The organism is Enterobacter cloacae complex sp. I3 (assembly GCF_014896175.1).
GTDB classification, from domain to species: domain Bacteria; phylum Pseudomonadota; class Gammaproteobacteria; order Enterobacterales; family Enterobacteriaceae; genus Enterobacter; species Enterobacter bugandensis.
Map to the genome: position 1 here is coordinate 26,499 of NZ_JADBQZ010000019.1, position 17,805 is coordinate 44,303.

At 54.5% G+C, this 17,805-nt stretch carries 17 protein-coding genes; 10 read left to right on the top strand and 7 right to left on the bottom strand.

Features of this window, described 5'->3' with window-relative positions; all coding sequences use genetic code 11:
* The first annotated feature begins 47 nt into the window (after positions 1-47).
* Positions 48-944: a sugar kinase gene (locus IM271_RS15685; RefSeq protein WP_193052840.1), complete on the top strand. Its 897-nt coding sequence runs from the start codon at positions 48-50 to the stop codon at positions 942-944.
* Positions 945-978: 34 nt separating this feature from the next.
* Complete coding sequence (locus tag IM271_RS15690) at positions 979-1,773, top strand: DeoR/GlpR family DNA-binding transcription regulator (RefSeq protein ID WP_032644939.1); 795 nt, start codon at positions 979-981, stop codon at positions 1,771-1,773.
* Between the two features lie 35 nt (positions 1,774-1,808).
* Here the strand turns inward: IM271_RS15690 and IM271_RS15695 are convergent, their stop codons facing one another.
* Positions 1,809-4,739 carry an autotransporter outer membrane beta-barrel domain-containing protein gene (locus IM271_RS15695; protein ID WP_193052841.1) on the bottom strand — a complete coding sequence of 977 codons (2,931 nt, stop codon included), beginning with the start codon at positions 4,737-4,739 and terminating at the stop codon, positions 1,809-1,811.
* Positions 4,740-4,811: 72 nt separating this feature from the next.
* The gene (locus IM271_RS15700) at positions 4,812-5,429 is read right to left on the bottom strand and encodes a helix-turn-helix transcriptional regulator (RefSeq protein WP_193052842.1); all 618 of its coding nucleotides are present in this window, start codon (positions 5,427-5,429) and stop codon (positions 4,812-4,814) included.
* 547 nt (positions 5,430-5,976) lie between these two features.
* Between IM271_RS15700 and IM271_RS15705 the strand changes: the two genes are divergently transcribed.
* The 6 genes from IM271_RS15705 to fabY all read left to right on the top strand — a co-directional run bounded on the left by IM271_RS15705 (position 5,977) and on the right by fabY (position 10,169).
* Entirely contained in the window at positions 5,977-6,720 is a 744-nt protein-coding gene (locus IM271_RS15705; protein ID WP_049001390.1) for a winged helix-turn-helix domain-containing protein, read from the top strand.
* Positions 6,717-7,187 (top strand): hypothetical protein, encoded by a 471-nt coding sequence (locus IM271_RS15710; protein WP_028014878.1) that lies wholly within the window; start codon positions 6,717-6,719, stop codon positions 7,185-7,187. Before IM271_RS15705 ends, IM271_RS15710 begins: the two co-directional genes overlap by 4 nt.
* A gap of 87 nt (positions 7,188-7,274) precedes the next feature.
* A complete protein-coding gene (gene yihX, locus IM271_RS15715; RefSeq protein ID WP_045260234.1) occupies positions 7,275-7,874 on the top strand; it encodes a glucose-1-phosphatase in 600 nt (199 codons plus the stop codon).
* Positions 7,868-8,749 (top strand): virulence factor BrkB family protein, encoded by an 882-nt coding sequence (locus IM271_RS15720; protein ID WP_045260235.1) that lies wholly within the window; start codon positions 7,868-7,870, stop codon positions 8,747-8,749. The genes yihX and IM271_RS15720 overlap by 7 nt, the downstream gene beginning before the upstream one ends.
* On the top strand, positions 8,746-9,183 hold the full coding sequence (gene dtd, locus IM271_RS15725) for a D-aminoacyl-tRNA deacylase (protein ID WP_008501836.1): 438 nt from the start codon (positions 8,746-8,748) through the stop codon (positions 9,181-9,183). Before IM271_RS15720 ends, dtd begins: the two co-directional genes overlap by 4 nt.
* 44 nt (positions 9,184-9,227) lie before the next feature.
* Positions 9,228-10,169, top strand: a complete 942-nt coding sequence (gene fabY / locus IM271_RS15730; protein ID WP_028014875.1) for a fatty acid biosynthesis protein FabY — start codon at positions 9,228-9,230, stop codon at positions 10,167-10,169.
* Positions 10,170-10,177: 8 nt separating this feature from the next.
* Here fabY and IM271_RS15735 read toward each other — a convergent pair whose 3' ends face one another.
* A complete protein-coding gene (locus IM271_RS15735; RefSeq protein WP_028014874.1) occupies positions 10,178-11,098 on the bottom strand; it encodes an alpha/beta hydrolase in 921 nt (306 codons plus the stop codon).
* A 198-nt stretch (positions 11,099-11,296) separates the two neighbouring features.
* Between IM271_RS15735 and IM271_RS15740 the strand changes: the two genes are divergently transcribed.
* Together IM271_RS15740 and IM271_RS15745 are read left to right on the top strand one after the other, a co-directional pair.
* Positions 11,297-11,539, top strand: coding sequence for a ribbon-helix-helix domain-containing protein (locus IM271_RS15740; protein ID WP_015569912.1), 243 nt, complete (start codon positions 11,297-11,299; stop codon positions 11,537-11,539).
* A gap of 2 nt (positions 11,540-11,541) precedes the next feature.
* Positions 11,542-11,913: a type II toxin-antitoxin system VapC family toxin gene (locus IM271_RS15745; protein WP_082697289.1), complete on the top strand. Its 372-nt coding sequence runs from the start codon at positions 11,542-11,544 to the stop codon at positions 11,911-11,913.
* Positions 11,914-11,952: 39 nt separating this feature from the next.
* On the opposite strand, the gene fdhE is transcribed toward IM271_RS15745, so the two are convergent.
* From fdhE to fdnG, 4 genes are read right to left on the bottom strand one after another with little or no spacing between them, the layout of a single operon-like run.
* Positions 11,953-12,882 carry a formate dehydrogenase accessory protein FdhE gene (gene fdhE, locus IM271_RS15750; protein ID WP_028014872.1) on the bottom strand — a complete coding sequence of 310 codons (930 nt, stop codon included), beginning with the start codon at positions 12,880-12,882 and terminating at the stop codon, positions 11,953-11,955.
* Positions 12,879-13,514, bottom strand: a complete 636-nt coding sequence (gene fdoI / locus IM271_RS15755) for a formate dehydrogenase cytochrome b556 subunit (RefSeq protein WP_015569914.1) — start codon at positions 13,512-13,514, stop codon at positions 12,879-12,881. Before fdoI ends, fdhE begins: the two co-directional genes overlap by 4 nt.
* Positions 13,511-14,413, bottom strand: coding sequence for a formate dehydrogenase subunit beta (gene fdxH, locus IM271_RS15760; RefSeq protein WP_003861960.1), 903 nt, complete (start codon positions 14,411-14,413; stop codon positions 13,511-13,513). The genes fdoI and fdxH overlap by 4 nt, the downstream gene beginning before the upstream one ends.
* A 12-nt stretch (positions 14,414-14,425) precedes the next feature.
* Positions 14,426-17,476, bottom strand: a complete 3,051-nt coding sequence (fdnG, locus tag IM271_RS15765; RefSeq protein ID WP_120266897.1) for a formate dehydrogenase-N subunit alpha — start codon at positions 17,474-17,476, stop codon at positions 14,426-14,428.
* Between the last annotated feature and the right edge of the window lie 329 nt (positions 17,477-17,805).

The following is a 17,805-nucleotide window of genomic DNA, read 5'->3' on the forward strand; positions in this document are numbered from 1 at the left end:
TTGGTGAAATTAAAATGAAGGCATCAGAAATCGCAGAAGGAATCACCATGACTCGCATCGTTTGTGTCGGCATTACCGTGCTGGATCGCATCTGGTATCTCGATGATTTACCAAAGGAAGGTGGGAAATATGTCGCAAAGGACTATACGGAAGTGGGGGGCGGCCCGGCGGCAACTGCGGCTGTGGCGGCGGCAAAACTGGGTGCGGAAGTGGATTTTATTGGCCGGGTGGGGGACGACGATACCGGCAGACGGCTGCTGGCGGAGCTGGAATCCCTGGGGGTGAACACCCGCTCTACACGCGTGTTTAAAGGTGCCCGATCGTCACAATCCGCGGTGCTGGTGGACGCAGGCGGAGAACGAGTGATTGCCAACTACCCCAGCCCCGATCTGCCCGCCGGGGCAGACTGGCTGCATGAAATCGACTTTTCCCAGTGGGATATTGTCTTAGCAGACGTGCGCTGGCATGACGGGGCAAAACAGGCGTTTACCCTGGCCCGTCAGCAGGGCGTTCCTACTTTGCTTGATGCCGACGTTACCCCGCAGGACATCGCGGAGCTGATAGCCTTAAGCGACCACGCGGCCTTCTCCGCGCCGGGCCTGCGGCGACTAACTCAGTTGGATAAAGCAGAAGATGCCCTTAAAAAAGCACAAACGCTCACAAATGGACATGTGTATGTCACTCAGGGGCGAGACGGCTGCTACTGGCTGGAAAACGGCGCCTTGTGTCATCAATCCGGCTTTGAGGTGAACGTGGTGGATACCACCGGCGCGGGCGACGTTTTCCACGGCGCGCTGGCGTTCAGCCTGGGGCAGCAATCCACCGCCGCAGACGCCGTGCGTTTTGCCAGCGCCGTCGCAGCCCTGAAATGCACAAAGCCCGGCGGGCGCGCGGGTATACCCGACTGTGATCAAACCCGCTCTTTTTTGTCACTTTTTGTATAAAATGCGGGGCGTGATGGTTTTCAGAGGACAGCCCATGAGCCTTACCGAACTGACCGGCAACCCGCGTCACGATCAGCTGCTGACGCTGATTGCCGATCGCGGCTATATGAACATTGATGAACTGGCGCAGCTGCTGGACGTGTCGACGCAAACGGTGCGCCGGGATATCCGTAAGCTCAGCGAGCAGGGGCTGATCACGCGTCATCACGGCGGCGCGGGCAGGGCATCCAGCGTGGTGAACACGGCGTTCGAGCAGCGCGAAGTGTCGCTTACCGAAGAGAAGCGGGCGATAGCCGAAGCCATTGCGGACTATATTCCCGATGGCTCAACTATTTTCATCACCATCGGCACGACCGTAGAGCACGTTGCCCGGGCGCTGCTTAACCATAATCATCTGCGCATCATCACCAACAGCCTGCGGGTGGCGCATATTCTGTATAAGAACCCGCGCTTTGAAGTGATGGTGCCGGGCGGCACGCTGCGCCCGCACAACGGCGGCATTATCGGGCCTGCGGCGACGGCGTTTGTGTCTGGTTTTCGGGCGGACTATCTCGTGACCAGCGTCGGGGCGATTGAGCACGACGGCGCGATGATGGAGTTTGACGTGAATGAAGCCAGCGTGGTGAAAACCATGATGGCCCACTCTCGTCACATTTTGCTGGCGGCCGATCATACGAAATTTAACGCATCCGCCGCGGTGGAAATTGGCAACGTGGCGCAGACAACGGCTCTTTTCACCGATGAGATGCCCGGCTCGGCGCTGCAAAATCATCTGAAATCCAGCAAGGTTGAAACGGTGCTGGCCTGTACCAGCGATGATATCGCCTGAAGCAAAAAGCCGCTGATTTCTCAGCGGCTTTTTTGTTATTTGAAGCTGTATTTTATCCCCAGCATTCCCTGCGTATCGCTGTAGCCTTTATCGCCAATCTGCTGTGCCACATTGCCCCAGACGCTAAGCTGCGGGGTAATCTGCCCCTCTACGCCCGTCTTTAACTCACCAATATTGCGCGTACCGCGCATCTCATTGCTGACGTCATCCATGCGGATGCGCGTGGCCTGGGTATTGTGGATCCAGTTCGCTTCAATAAACGGCTGGAAGGTGCGTGATTTAGCGTCATCCATCGCGTTATGTCCGCTGATATAGGCCTTCACGCCGAGACGCGTCATCAGGTTGCCCTGGGTTTCGTCTTTCACCCGCGTGCCGTTACGCTCGCGATGGTCGTCAGCCTGCACGTCCATCCAAACGGCCTGCGCCTTCGGCTGGATCCAGTAGCTGTTGCGGCCGCTTTCACCCACCTTAACGCTATAGCCCGCTTCGACAGAGGCGGTTATGCCGCTGGAGCGATAACGCTCGGTCGCCTGGTCCTGCCCCATCACCTTATTGTCAAACCAGTTATACAGCACCCAGCTATCAACGTAGGTGCCGCTTTTATCGGCTTCGTTTGCGTACCAGGTACCGTACAGACCTACGCTATAGCCATTCACTTCGCCACGTGAGTGGTATCCGGTCAGGCTGGAAGCGCTCCGGCTCTGGCTGTTACCGTAGCCCGCCATCAGGCCAAGATGCCAGCGGTCCAGGCCATCTGTGCTCCATTGGGCGATATCGCCACCCAACTGCAGTACGTAACGGTTGGCTGTCGTTTTTAGCTGGCCGCTGCCGTCGTTGAAACGCGCATGCCCGCCGACGTTACGCATCCAAAGGCTCGTCACTTTTTGCTCGCCGGTGAGCATGTCGGTGTACTGCGTTTCACCCAGACGATCGTGCAGGCGGGTCATAAACAGCGTATTTGCCGCATAGCTGTTTGCCTGATAGCTGCCAAATTCTGGGCGATACTGATGCTTGCTTTTCGGCGGCGCAGGTGGCGGTACCGGTTCTTGCGGCGGAATCACCGGGTCGACGGGCGGATCTACCGGGACGACAGGCGGGTCGACAGGGTCAACAGGTGGATCCACCGGGTCAACAGGCGGGTCGACGGGGTCGACCGGTGGGTCTACCGGGTCAACAGGAGGATCTACCGGGTCGATTGGTGGGTCAACGGGTTCAGCCAGGCTGGTCAGAAACCAGTTCTTACCTTTCTGCACAACGTTATAGTCATAACCCCCCGCTACGATACGGCTGGCCTTCTCAAACGTTCCCTCCGAGTTGCCGCCAACGCTGACTATTTCAATCCCTTCAACGGTTTGTGCGCCTGCACCACCAATGTTGTTTACGTCAACCGCGGTACGACCGGATGTGTTTCCTTCAACAATCAGCCTGTCAGTTTCAGAGGTATCATCAGACAGCACGGTATTGAAAACCAGCTTGCCGCCGTTGCCTGTGTAATCCTCGTTGATGGTCAGGGTTTGCCAGGCCGCGTCCTCAGCATGCTGGAAATTTATCGTGCCGCCCGCGTTCAGGGTCAGGCTGGTCAACGTTGAGCTGTCGCGCATATTCCAGACGGCATCATTCATCGTAAGCGCAAGAGTACCGGTCCCGGCAGCGTTGCTTTCTATGTACGATGCTCCGTTCCACAGCGAGCTGTTACCCATTGTCAGCATAATGGTACTGTTTTGTGCCGGAAGGGTACTGTTGGCCGCGACGCCACCTGCGGCGAGGATATCGCCGTTAAGGAGGAATTTTCCGCCTGCAGAGGCATCAATAATTCCGCCATTGCTGGCGTTCAGGGCATAGCTACCCTGGTCGCGCTGGCCTGCGGTGGTAATGGTTGCCCCACCGTCGAGCGTTATCACGCCGCGTGACCAGGCATACATCCCGTGCGGCGCCTGGGCGGAGCTGCTGGTTTTCTCGCTGCTGTTGACCGCAATGGTGACGTTATCTCCCACATTTACCGCTGCTGTATAAGCGTAGATGCCATGCGCGCTGGCACCGTTGGTGGTGATGGTCGCGCCTTCATCAAGGGTGATGGTTGACGAGCCGGTAGAGTACACGCCGGAGGCACTGGCTGCGTCGGTGGTAATGGTCGCTTTTTTTCCCAGCTCGATTCTGGAGGCAGAACCCGCATACAGGCCGTAGGCCGAGGTGCCAAACGTTTCGATGGTGGCCTCATCCCCCAGACGGACGGATGAGCCGCTCTGGTTGGTACGAATCCCCTCGGCGTAGGTACCCCGCGTCACAATATGCGCACGATCGCCGACGACAATGTTATTTTTGGCCTTCGAGGCATCATTCAGTGCATAGGCGCTAATACCGCGACCGGTACTGCCGGTGGTTTCGATATAGAGATCGTCACCCACATAAATATTGGCGGAGCCGAGAGAACCCTGGCTGAAGGAGCTGTACCCGGCATTGATACCATCGCCGCTTTGGCCATTAACGTAAATGTGGGTGCGGTCGCCGGTAATGATAAATACCGGGTTATTCGGCGTGTTCATACCGTGGGTACGAATACCGTCGACATCTTTACCGTTATTGGCAGCCACTTTTGACTGGGTACGAATAGTCAGGTCGTCACCAAATATCACCCCCGGGCTGCCGGACGTGGAGTTCTGAATAACGGTCACGGAGTGCTCAAAGGCTTCCGCCCCCGGCCCTTCGAGAGTGATCCCATCCCCGTAGACTGGAATATTGCCAGGGCTGTACTGGTAGACATAGTTAGGATCGCTAGTATTTTTGCTAAAGTTCGCGTTTGCCGTTGCAGGAATCAGCGCCTGTATTTCCGCAGGCAAATCCGTTACTGCTCCGGTGGCTGGTAAATTAGCAAAATCGATAACTGCAGCATTCGCGGTAAATAGCGCTGACGATAGTGCCAGCGAAATCGCAACGGCGACAGGTGAGTGTTTCAATAAATATGGCATAACTGCCCCCCTTTCTTTCAGGCGTAAAACATCCTCCACACCATTAAATGTGGGCATGTTAAGAAGTTGAAATTACAAAATAGAAACGAGTATTTTATGAATGCTGGTACCTAACTTCCTCTCTAATCGTATTTTATGAACGTAAATTTTTTTCACATCAATGCTGGTTGTTTTTATTATCTCCCGGAGGCACACCCCTGAAATAAGTCTGTTAAGTAAAGTGAATTCAACAGTGTTCACGGTATTACCACGCCTGCTGCTCACTCGCCTGCCGGAAAAAAGATGGTTAATTTTTTCCTGCAATATAGCGTCATCGTCATCTGAATAAATAATTCCCTTTATTTCACTGTGGTGAGCGAAAAAATAGTGAGCCAACGCCTCCAGTTTACGGTCCGCGATAAGCACGATGTGCATGTTAGTCATCGCCAGATGTTCAATCCATTGCGGATCGACAAGCAGGCGCAGGTTATACATCGAAAAATCTACAAAAATAAATCCGCGTAATAAATGATTCTTGTTCCCAGACAATATTTTATTTTCTACTGCAAGTTGCAGGAAATGATTTCCCACCGGCCAAACTGCGAAGGAGGCGCTGCCACAGTATTGTGAGCGCACCGTGTTATCCGGAAATAACTGACAGGACAATTCGCAGCTTATACAGCGGACAACCTTTTGCGACGATGTTATCATCCAGTCCACTCCTGTCTTATTTTCATTATCAATATTTCACTGCCTTTCAAATGTGTCAATCTTGAAACATATCCAGCGTTGCTGTCGTATTTATGAGAAATAATGCCAGAGAAAATAAATTCCTGGCTGTCTCAATTCTTGCAGGCCGCAGACATAGCGACAGAACATTGATTGTCAGACCTTACCCAGGAATATTCATCAACCCATTAAGATTATTCGGCAAAAACAACCCCGGAAGGAAATTGACGAAACAGCACTAATAGCTAAAGATTCGTCACCTCGATCTTCCTGAACGTCAGTCTTTTCTCAACGTGTGGCTCAATATAATTATTTGACCTGGTGAAGTGTAATGAAATCTCATTATGTCCTTTTAGCTGAGGCTCACCTAAGAAAACCGATTTGTAATCAATTGAAAAATAATGCGATGTTTCTAATCTTAGGTACGGGTGTGTCGCGCTCTGATCCTTCTGACCTATACTGTTGTTAAATATACGTGTGTTTTTTGGGTTTGTGGGGTTAAATATTGTTATTGCAGAGGAAAGTAAAATTGTATCTTATTAACAAGCTGGTCGAGTATGACCCGGAAAACAAAACCCTGGCGAATCATATTACCGGGCGCACGATACATTTGCAGCTTCCTGCCAATCTCTGCTTTCTTTATCTCGTTACCCATCCTGGCGAAATAATTTCGCAAAATCAGTTAATGGTGGTGGGATGGGGTGAGCGTAACGATGTCACCACACCGAATACCTTTTACCAGGCCATTTTGACATTGCGCAATGCGCTGGCTGAAGTGGGGTTGCCGCGCGATACGGTAAAAACGATTTCGCGTCGCGGGCTGACGCTTTCCGAAGCCACCCAGGTTGAAGTATTTACCCCAACCGCCGAGCCGATAATTGCCAGTGAAGACGTGGCAATAGCCGAAGGCACCGCGATGAAGAAGCCGGCGTGGTTAATAATAGCCACCGCTACGCTTTTTCTGATCGCGCTTATTAACGGGGTCATATTATATAAACATCACCAGAACATGCCGTTTAGTCACTACATTCCACTTTCAATGGGCAGCACGACCAACGCCTGCCAACTCTTTTATGCACCTAATGAACATATGCAGGACCATTACCTTCGCTTGTTAAAAAATTATCCCAGCTTGTGTGCCGGAAACCGATACGTTTTTCTCATCGGCTATAGTAAAACGGAGCGAATCGCGGCGTTTGTCTGTAATAACGATGCGCGACATGACGCGGCAGCGTTATGTACCACGCATTATTTTTGGGCGCATGAGCAATGATGACACTCGGGAATCGTATTATTTTGCTGGCGGCGTTGCTGGGGGCTGCTATTACCAGCGGCTGGTTAGCGTATTCGCATTTTTCGAGTGCGCCGATACGCTGTACAGGTGATGTGGAATGGACGATTGGTAAAAACCGATTTGTAGGAACGGTTTCATGGCGAATGCAGCATCGGGAAGGGACCGCTGTCATTAACGGTAAACTGTTTGGTCACGTGGTTTCTGAAGTCAACCGCACCATCTATTTCCACTACAGCGATCACCAGAACGCGCGCGTATTAAATAACGATCGTATTGTTAAAACCTTCGCCGATAGTGCGGATGAGGCTGATATCAATGCAACGCTACCGGGTTTTTATCGCACGCCGGGAAGAGATCTGAGCCTGATGATTGATGAGTACCGTGGAGCGTGGCTTTTTGCCGCGTCAAACGTCCCTTCGCTGTACTGCCGTAAAAACGCGCCGTAAAAATCAATCGCACACCTTAGACGGCACGCATAGTCAAATCTCGTGATTCCCGCTACAGTTATCTCTCCACGGCGAAAGGAGATAAACATGCTTTATATCTTTGACTTAGGAAACGTAATCGTCGATATCGATTTTAACCGGGTGCTGGGTGCCTGGAGCGACTTTAGCCGTGTGCCGCTGGCGACGTTAAAGCAGGATTTCGCGATGGGTGAGACCTTCCATCAGCATGAGCGCGGCGAGATTAGCGATGAAGAGTTTGCTGAACGCTTCTGCCAGGAGATGGGGCTTTCGTTAAGCTATGAACAATTTTCTCACGGCTGGCAGGCGGTATTCGTCGCGATCCGTCCGGAAGTGATCGACATTATGCACAAACTGCGCGAGCAGGGGCACCGGGTGGTCGTGCTGTCTAACACCAACCGTCTGCACACGACCTTCTGGCCAGAGGAATACCCCGAAGTTAAGGCGGCGGCAGATAAGATCTATCTTTCGCAAGAGATGGGTATGCGTAAGCCTGAAGCGCGAATTTATCAGGCTGTTTTGCAGGCAGAGGGATTCACCGCGGCCGATGCGGTCTTTTTCGATGACAACGCCGATAATATAGAGGGAGCTAACCAGTTGGGTATCACGTCAATTCTGGTGACCGGAAAAGAGACGATACCGAACTACTTTGCGAAGCAGTTATGCTAAAAACCGTTCATCAAAAAGCCACGCATCATACTCGCCCGCTGAGGGCCTGGCTGAAGTTGCTCTGGCACCGCATTGATGAGGACAACATGACCACGCTGGCGGGTAACCTCGCCTACGTGTCGTTGCTCTCATTAGTGCCGCTGGTGGCGGTGATCTTTGCGCTCTTTTCCGCTTTCCCGATGTTCGCGGACGTTAGCCTGCAGCTTCGCCATTTCGTCTTCGCGAACTTCATCCCGGCCACCGGGGATGTTATCCAGAACTACATCGAGCAGTTTGTTGCCAACTCCAGCAAGATGACGGCGGTGGGGGCGTGCGGCCTTATCGTCACCGCGCTGCTGCTGATGTACTCTATCGACAGCGCGCTTAACACCATCTGGCGAAGCAAAAAAATCCGTCCTAAGGTCTATTCCTTTGCCGTCTACTGGATGATTTTAACGCTGGGGCCGTTGCTGGCTGGGGCGAGTCTGGCAATCAGTTCGTATCTTCTCTCCTTGCGCTGGGCGAGTGATTTAAACAGCGTGATTGATAACGTGCTGCGTATTTTTCCGCTGATCCTGTCCTGGCTCTCGTTCTGGCTGCTCTATAGCGTTGTACCGACCACGCGCGTGCCTAACCGCGATGCGGTAGTTGGGGCGCTGGTGGCGGCAGTGCTTTTTGAACTGGGTAAAAAAGGGTTTGCCCTTTACATCACCATGTTCCCGTCTTATCAACTGATTTACGGCGTGCTGGCGGTGATCCCCATTTTATTTGTCTGGGTTTACTGGACCTGGTGTATCGTCTTGCTTGGTGCCGAAATAACTGTCACTCTCGGCGTATACCGCGAACTTAAAAAAGCAGCAGAAGCTGAAAAACAATTAGAAGCAGACCAACCATGATTGCATTGATACAGCGCGTAACCCGTGCCAGCGTCACCGTGGAGGGAGAGGTGACGGGTGAAATTGGCCCAGGACTTTTGGTGTTGTTAGGTGTCGAAAAGGATGATGACGAACAAAAAGCGAACCGCTTATGCGAGCGCGTGCTGGGCTACCGCATATTCAGCGATGCGGAAGGCAAGATGAATCTGAACGTCCAGCAGGCGGGCGGCAGCGTGCTGGTGGTTTCCCAGTTTACGCTGGCAGCGGATACCGAGCGCGGCATGCGCCCAAGTTTCTCTAAAGGCGCCGCGCCGGATCGTGCAGAAGCACTTTACGAATACTTTGTTGAGCGTTGTCGCCAACAGGAAATGAATACGCAAACCGGACGATTCGCTGCAGATATGCAGGTCTCGCTGGTGAACGATGGCCCCGTCACATTCTGGCTCCAGGTATGAGCCAACTGGCGGCGTGGCCGCGGGTAACAAGAGAGAGTACAGCTATGTATCACCTTCGAGTACCGCAAACGGAAGAAGAGTTAGAAGCGTATTACCAGTTCCGCTGGGAAATGCTGCGCAAGCCACTGCATCAGCCAAAAGGATCTGAACGCGACGCCTGGGATGCGATGGCCCATCATCAGATGGTGATGGACGAAGAGGGCAACCTCGTCGCCGTCGGGCGACTGTATATCAACGCTGATAACGAAGCGTCGATTCGTTTTATGGCGGTTCACCCTTCCGTGCAGGATAAAGGGCTGGGGACGCTAATGGCGATGACGCTGGAGTCCGTCGCCCGTCAGGAAGGCGTTAAGCGCGTCACCTGTAGCGCCCGGGAAGATGCCGTGGAGTTTTTTGCCAAACTCGGTTTTGTTAACCAGGGTGAAATCACCGCCCCGCAAACCACGCCGATTCGCCACTTTTTGATGATCAAACCCATCGCCACGCTAGACGATATTCTTCATCGCGCGGACTGGTGCGGGCAGCTGCAGCAGGCCTGGTATGAACACATCCCTCTGAGTGAAAAGATGGGCGTGCGCATTCAGCAGTACACCGGGCAAAAATTCATTACCACCATGCCGGAAACCGGCAATCAGAACCCTCACCACACCCTGTTTGCCGGCAGCCTGTTTTCCCTGGCGACGCTCACCGGCTGGGGGCTGATCTGGCTAATGCTGCGCGAGCGGCATCTTGGCGGCACCATTATTCTGGCCGATGCCCACATTCGCTATAGTGCGCCGATCAGCGGCAAGCCGAGCGCGGTGGCGGACCTTGGCGCGCTGGGCGGCGATCTTGATCGTCTGGCACGTGGCCGCAAAGCGCGCGTGCAGATGCAGGTTGAGCTGTTCGGCGATGAAACGCCGGGCGCGGTGTTTGAAGGCACCTATATCGTTCTTCCTGCGAAGCCGTATGGGGCGTATGAAGAGGGCGGGAACGAGGAGGAGTAGTCTCCTTCTCACTCTCGCCCGGCATGGTTAATGCGCCAGGCAATATCTCGCATAACGTCTCGCGCTGACTGGCTAATTCCACTCAACTGAAAGAAGCCGTGTATTACACCCCGCCATCGTTGAGCGGTACACTTCACGCCTTGCTCCGTGAGGCGCTGACAAAGCGCCTCGCCTTCGTCGCGTAACGGATCATACTCAGCGGTAACAATGTGGACCTTTGGCAGACCGCTAAAGTCGTTGCGCCACAGCGGGCTGACTTCAGGATGCTGACGGTCGGCTCCAGCCAGATACATTTCATAGCCGCTCAAAAGGGTATCGCGAGTAATCACGTAATCCATGCCATTGAGGGTATAGCTTTCAAAACTGGCCGTAGCGTCGAGCATGGGGTAGATAAGAATGAGCTGTGCGGGATCCCAGAGACCTTTGGCCTTAAGCCGCAATGATGTTACCAGCGCAAGATGGCCTCCCGCGCTGTCTCCACAAAGTGTAATCCGGTTTTTATCCACACCTAATTGTTCTGCATTTTGCCAGACAAGATCTGCCGCTCTCTCTGCATCGTCATGCGCAGCGGGGAAGGTATGCTCGGGTGCGAGTCTGTACTGAACCGCAATGACCCGACAGTTACCGTAAAACGCCAGTTGGCGAAGCTGATTATCATGGGTTTCAAACCCACCGCTGACAAAACAACCGCCATGATAGTAGAGGGCACAAGGTAACGTTTCAGGGGCATTGACAGGCGAAAATACCCGAAAGGTCAAATCCTCAAGAACAAGCGTTTCAACCTGGACACGAGTTTCTTTTTCCCCGGCCAGCGCTGTGCTGGCGACATATCCGCTTCTCCGGTCATCAATACTCTGCTTTCGCGAGGAAGGTCGTCCTGCGGCAATAAACTCCTGTACCAGCTTATCAATACCCTTCTCCAGAGCCATGGTTACGTCCTTTTACTGTGTGTTTATACAGTTTATAGCCTGGTTTACAGCAGATGAAAACAGAGAAATGTTGAGAGGTGCATATTGTGGAAAGCGGCTCGCAAAATCGATCATTCCCTAAAAAACGTCCTTTCACCCTAAATTGATAAAGAGTATTTTGCCTGAAAATTAACCAAAGATGATATACTAAGGTGATATATGAGCGTTTTGGCGGAACTTGATATGGGCAGAATACTTATCGATTTGTCTGATGACGTGATTCAACGTTTGGATAACCTCAAGCAATTGCGAAATCAACCACGTGCTGAACTGCTTCGCGAAGCGATTGAGCTGTATCTCGACCAGCAGAGTTCTTCTGTTATCCGAAATGCGCTTGGTCTGTGGGGAGACAGAAAAGAGGACGGGCTTGAGTATGAACGCAAGCTGCGTGAGGAGTGGTAATCATGGAGCACATGGCAGTGTTTGATACCAATATTCTCATTGATCTCTTCAACAACCGTGTTGAAGCTGCGGATGCGATTGAGCATACCGCGTCGCATCGTGCCATCAGCTTAATTACCTGGATGGAAGTGATGGTGGGCGCTCGCAGGCATGGTCATGAAGCGAAAACGGCAGCCGTGATGGGCGCTTTTGAAATTATTGATGTGTCTCGGGATATCGCGGAAAGAAGCGTTTTACTACGTGAGAAGCATGGAATGAAACTGCCTGATGCTATCATCCTGGCTACAGCGCAGAGCAGAAAATGTCCGTTGATTTCTCGCAACACGAGAGATTTTGCGGGTATTGACGAGGTCCTTACGCCTTACCAGGTGTAGGCCGGGCAAGCTCGCGCCGCCCGGCACTCTCACAGGAGATTACTCCCCTTCACCCGGGAACAGGAACGGGTTGATCGAGCTGCGGGCAAAGCCCTCCTGCTCCATCTTCGCATCAAGAATCAGCGAGGCGAGATCGTCCGCCACCGCTTCGACTTTCGGGTCTTTTTCCTGATACAGGATCTTCAGGTAGGTTCCGCAGTCGCCGCAGCTTTCGGCTTTCACCGCCGCGTCTTCATTTTCCAGCGACCAGTAGTTGAGATCGCGAGTCTGCTCGCAGTTGCTGCACTTCACGCGCACCACGTGCCACTCGGTTTCACACAGGTTGCAGTGCAGGTAGCGCAGCCCCTGCGTGGTCCCAATCTGCACCATGCTGGAGACCGGCATTGAGCCGCAGACCGGGCAGAACTGGCGCGCTTCGCCGTATTCGGCGCGGGCTTTGCCCGGGATCAGGCTCGCCATTTGCGCCCAGTAGAGCGACAGCGCGGCCCAGATAAACGGCGCTTTATCGCTGCTGACCAGCGAGAAGTCGGAGGCAAACAGCGCGCTCGCCATCTCTTCCAGTTCCAGGTCAGAGGCTTTTTCCAGGTTCTCAATGACCGCCAGCGCGGTGCCGCTCATCTCCGGCTTCAGCTCGGCAATCAGCGAATGAAGCAGCTTATGCCAGTGCTTGTCGCGCGGCAGGACGTGAATATCCAGCGGCGGCTTGCCCTGCTCGTTAGCTTCTTTGATGCGCGCGGTCAGGTCCATTTGCAGCGGGTGGTCGTACAGCACCACCTCCTGCGCATGGGCGACCAGCGCGGCAAAACGCAGAAAATCGCCCAGCGGGTTGTTCTCTGCCAGCTCGCGCAGACGCTCTGCGCGGCGGTTGTAGAGGTTCTTGAGTCTGGGGAATAACAACGGCGGAATATACTCCGCCGTACGTTTCTCGCTCGACCCCAGCTCATCTTGCGGGATTATGCGAATACTCATTCAGATGACTTTTCCTGTTTCTGGCGGACTTCACGGTACCAGCGCGGGTGATGTTTCTTCGCCCACGTTTTGGTTACCCATCCTTCCACCATCGCGGTAATGGTGCCTTTCACCCAGAGGGCGGCGTAAATATGCACCATGATAACCACAATTAACGCCACTGCGGCAAATGAATGCAGCATTAGCGCAAATCGGATCACCGGGATTGAGAAAGCAGGCGCAAAGTACGGACGCCAGATGATCACGCCGCTCACCAGCAACAGGACCAGGAAGATAATCGCCGCCCAGAATACGCATTTCTGGCCGAAGTTATAACGCCCGGTATCACCCACTTCCTCGTTGACGACGATCTTACGAATATTCTTCGCCCAAAAGATATCATCCCGATTGATTAGGTTATGGTGCCAGTAGCGGAAAAACATGATGATAAACGAGGCAAACATCACCACACCCACGAACGGGTGAAGGATGCGCGCCAGCTGCGGCGTGCCCAGGATCTGCATCAGCCAGTTGAAGGAGGGGAAGAAGAACCCCAGCCCGCTTATCGCCGCCAGCATGAAGCAGAAGGCGGTGACCCAGTGGTTGATGCGTTCCGGCGCGGTGTAGCGCACGATGGTGTCACGTTTTCTCATTTGCGCACCTCGTCTTTCTCTTCATGCAGGTTGTCGTCTTCCTCTTCCGCACGGTTCGGACCGACGCCGACGTAGTGGAAGATGCTCGCTGCGAAGGTGGCAGCAAAGCCCACCGCGGCCAGCGGTTTCCAGATGCCTTTCCAGAACTTCACGGTGGCGCTGATTTCCGGGTTCTCCGGCAGGCCGTGATACAGGTTCGGCTTGTCGGCGTGGTGCAGCACGTACATCACGTGCGTACCGCCAACCCCGGCCGGATCGTACAGGCCCGCGTTGTCATAACCACGGGTTTTCAACTCGCCCACGCGCTCTGCCGCCAGCGTTTTCATATCCTCTTTGGAGCCAAAGTGGATAGCGCCGGTTGGGCAGGTCTTCACGCATGCAGGCTCTTGGCCCACGTTAACGCGGTCAACGCACAGGGTACATTTGTAGACGCGGTTGTCTTCCGGGTTCATGCGCGGCACGTCGAACGGACAGCCCGCGATGCAGTAGCCGCAGCCAATGCACTGCTCGGACTGGAAGTCGACGATGCCGTTGGCATACTGAATGATAGCCCCTTCTGACGGACACGCCTTCAGGCAGCCCGGATCCGCGCAGTGCATACAGCCGTCTTTGCGGATAAGCCATTCCAGTTTGTCGTTCTGCTCCACTTCCGAGAAACGCATTACCGTCCAGGACTTGGCGGTCAGGTCTGCCGGGTTGTCGTACACCCCGACGTTGTGACCCACTTCGTCACGGATGTCGTTCCACTCAGAGCAGGCCACCTGACAGGCTTTACAGCCGATACAGGTGGTCACGTCGATCAGCTTCGCCACTTCCTGCTGGTGGTCCCGCGCCTGAGGCGCGGGCGTGAAACCGTTAGTCGCGGAACGACGGATAATGTCTTGAGATTGATAAGCCATAAGTCGTCTCCGTTACACCTTTTCCACGTTCACGAGGAAGGCCTTAAACTCCGGCGTCTGCGTGTTCGCATCACCGACGAACGGCGTCAGGGTGTTCGCAATGAACCCTTTCTTCGCCACGCCCTCATAACCCCAGTGAATTGGGATGCCGATGGTATCCACCTGCTGACCGTGAACGTTCAGCGTGCGAATACGCTTGGTCACCACCGCCTTGGCCTTGATGTAGCCGCGGTTAGAGGAGACCTTCACGGTATCGCCATGGGCAATGCCGAGCTTGTTCGCCAGCTTCTCGCCGATCTCCACAAACTGTTCCGGCTGCGCGATGGCGTTAAGCAGCGCGTGCTTGGTCCAGTAGTGGAAGTGTTCGGTCAGACGGTAAGTGGTGCCCACGTACGGGAACTTGTCTTTTTTACCCAGCGCTTCAAAGTCGCCCTTGAAGATACGCGCTGCCGGGTTAGAGACCACGTTCGGGTGCAGCGGGTTGGTGCCCAGCGGCGTCTCAAACGGCTCGTAGTGTTCCGGGAACGGCCCTTCCGCCATCTTGTCGATAGCAAACAAGCGCCCCATCCCTTCAGGCTGCATGATAAACGGCCCGACGTCGCTCCCTGGTGCGGCAGTGCTGTAGTCCGGAATATCCACGCCGCCCCATTTCGCGCCGTCCCACTTCAGAAGCTGACGCTTCGGATCCCACGGGTTGCCCTGCGGGTCAGCGGAGGCGCGGTTATAGAGGATGCGGCGGTTCAGCGGCCATGCCCATGCCCAGCCCAGCGTATTGCCGAGGCCCGACGGGTCGGCGTTGTCGCGGTTGGCCATCTGGTTGCCTTTCGGCGTCCAGCTACCGGCAAAGATCCAGCAGCCACTGGAGGTGGTACCGTCATCGCGCAGGTGGGCGAAGGTGCTGAGCTGGTCGCCTTTCTTCGCCAGAACCGCGCCGGTGACCGGGTCGATAACGTCCGCCAGCGCCTTACCGTTGCTCTCCATGGCCACTTCTTCCGGCGCAGGATTTTCCGGTGTCGAGTAGTTCCAGGTCATGTTCAGCACCGGCTCAGGGTTCGCGCCGCCTTCTGCCGCATACATCTTACGCAGGCGTAAGAAGATACCGGCCAGGATCTCGCCGTCGTTCATGGCGATGCCCGGGGCGTCCGCGCCTTTCCAGTGCCACTGCAGCCAGCGGCCGGAGTTGACGATAGAACCGTTCTCTTCCGCGAAGCAGGTGGACGGCAGGCGGAACACTTCGGTCTGAATCTTCGACGGATCGACGTCGTTTGATTCGCCGTGGTTCTGCCAGAAGGTCGAGGTCTCGGTGTTGAGCGGGTCAATCGTCACCAGGAACTTCAGCTTCGAGAGGGATTCAACAACCTTGTTCTTGTTCGGGAACGACGCCACCGGGTTAAAGCCCTGGCAGATATAGCCGTTGACCTGGCCCTGATGCATCATTTCGAAGTACTGTAGAACGTCGTAACCTTTGTCCCACTTCGGCAGCCAGTCAAAGCCCCAGCTGTTTTCCGCCGTCGCTTTGTCGCCGTAGAAGGCTTTCATCAGCGAGACGAAGAACTTCGGATAGTTGCCCCAGTAGTTCACCTGGCCTTCGAGCAGCGGTTTTGGTGTGCTGGCCGTCAGGTAGGTCTGCAGATCAGTCTGTTTCTCGCTTGGCAGGTTCATGTAACCCGTCAGGCTCTGAGACAGCAGGCCGAGGTCGGTCAAACCCTGGATGTTAGAGTGACCGCGCAGGGCGTTCACGCCGCCGCCTGCCATCCCCATGTTGCCGAGCAGCAGCTGCACCATTGCCATGGTACGGATGTTCTGGGCGCCGATGGAGTGCTGCGTCCAGCCGAGTGCATACAGGAACGACGCGGTTTTGTCCTTCGCGCTGGTCTCCGCGATCAGCTCGCAGACCTTCAGGAAGTCCGCCTTCGGCGTGCCGCAGATGTTCTCAACAACGTCCGGCGTGTAGCGGGAAACGTGCTCTTTCAGCAGGTTCCATACGCAGCGCGGGTGTTGAAGAGTGGTGTCGCGCTTCGCAAAGCCTTTCTCATCCAGCTCGTAGTTCCAGCTGGTTTTGTCGTACTTACGTTTTTCCGCGTCATAACCGCTGAACAGGCCATCTTCGAAGTGGTAATCCTCACGCACGATCAGGCTGGCGTTGGTATAGGCTTCGGTATACTCGCGGTTATATTTTTCGTTGGTCATCAGGTACAGCAGTACGCCTGACAGGAAAGTGATGTCAGTACCTGAACGAATAGGGGTGTAGAAATCCGCCACTGACGCTGTACGCGTAAAGCGGGGATCGATCACAATCAGTTTCGCACCGTTGTGGATTTTGGCTTCCATCGCCCAGCGGAACCCGACAGGGTGCGCTTCAGCGGCGTTACCGCCCATCACCACAATGAGGTTGGCGTTCTTGATGTCGACCCAGTGGTTGGTCATCGCACCGCGACCAAATGTTGGAGCAAGACTTGCTACCGTTGGTCCGTGTCAGACACGCGCCTGGTTGTCGACCGCGAGCATACCGAGTGCGCGCGTGAATTTCTGGGTTAAATAGCCGGTTTCGTTGCTGGAGGCAGAAGCACACAGCATCCCGGTGGAGAGCCAGCGGTTGACCGTAACGCCGTCGGCGTTCTTCTCAATAAAGTTGGCATCGCGGTCTTCTTTAATATGTTTTGCGATGCGGTCAAACGCCTCTTCCCAGCTGATTTGCTGCCATTTATCGGAGCCAGGTGCGCGATATTCCGGGAATTTCAGACGGCTTTCGGAGTGGATAAAGTCCACCAGACCGGCCCCTTTCGGGCACAGCGCGCCGCGGTTGACCGGATGGTCCGGGTCGCCTTCGATATGGAAAATAGACGCTTTGGCGTTTTTCGCACCGTCGCCGAGGCTATACATCAACAGCCCACAGCCGACGGAGCAGTACGTACAGGTGTTACGGGTTTCGCGGGTGCGCAGCAGTTTGTACTGCCGCGTTTCCGCCAGCGCTACGCCGGGCGCAAAGCCCAGTGCCGCCGCCGTGGTGCCTGCCATACCGCCAGCGCAGATCTTAAAGAACTGCCTTCTGCTGACCTGCATGGGTCACTCCTTGTTCGACATTGCTTATATATGTAGTTTTAACTTCGCGGTTGAGAATTGACCGCAAAGGAGAAAAATTTGCGTTAATCCCTCATTTCTCCGAGGGATATCATCAGAATACCACAATGTCGGTATACCTGTTCCAACGGCGTTAATACAAAGTGAACGTATTATCACTGTGTTGATTATAAAGTGTGACACTGATCACACTATAAGCTCTGCATGTTAAAGGGGTGTAGCGGGGGCCGGGTTGCACCTCTTCTTAATGAGTAGGACAATGAGTGTCGAAAAGTTGATCCATACTATGCGTAAGGCCTGCGGTTTATGCT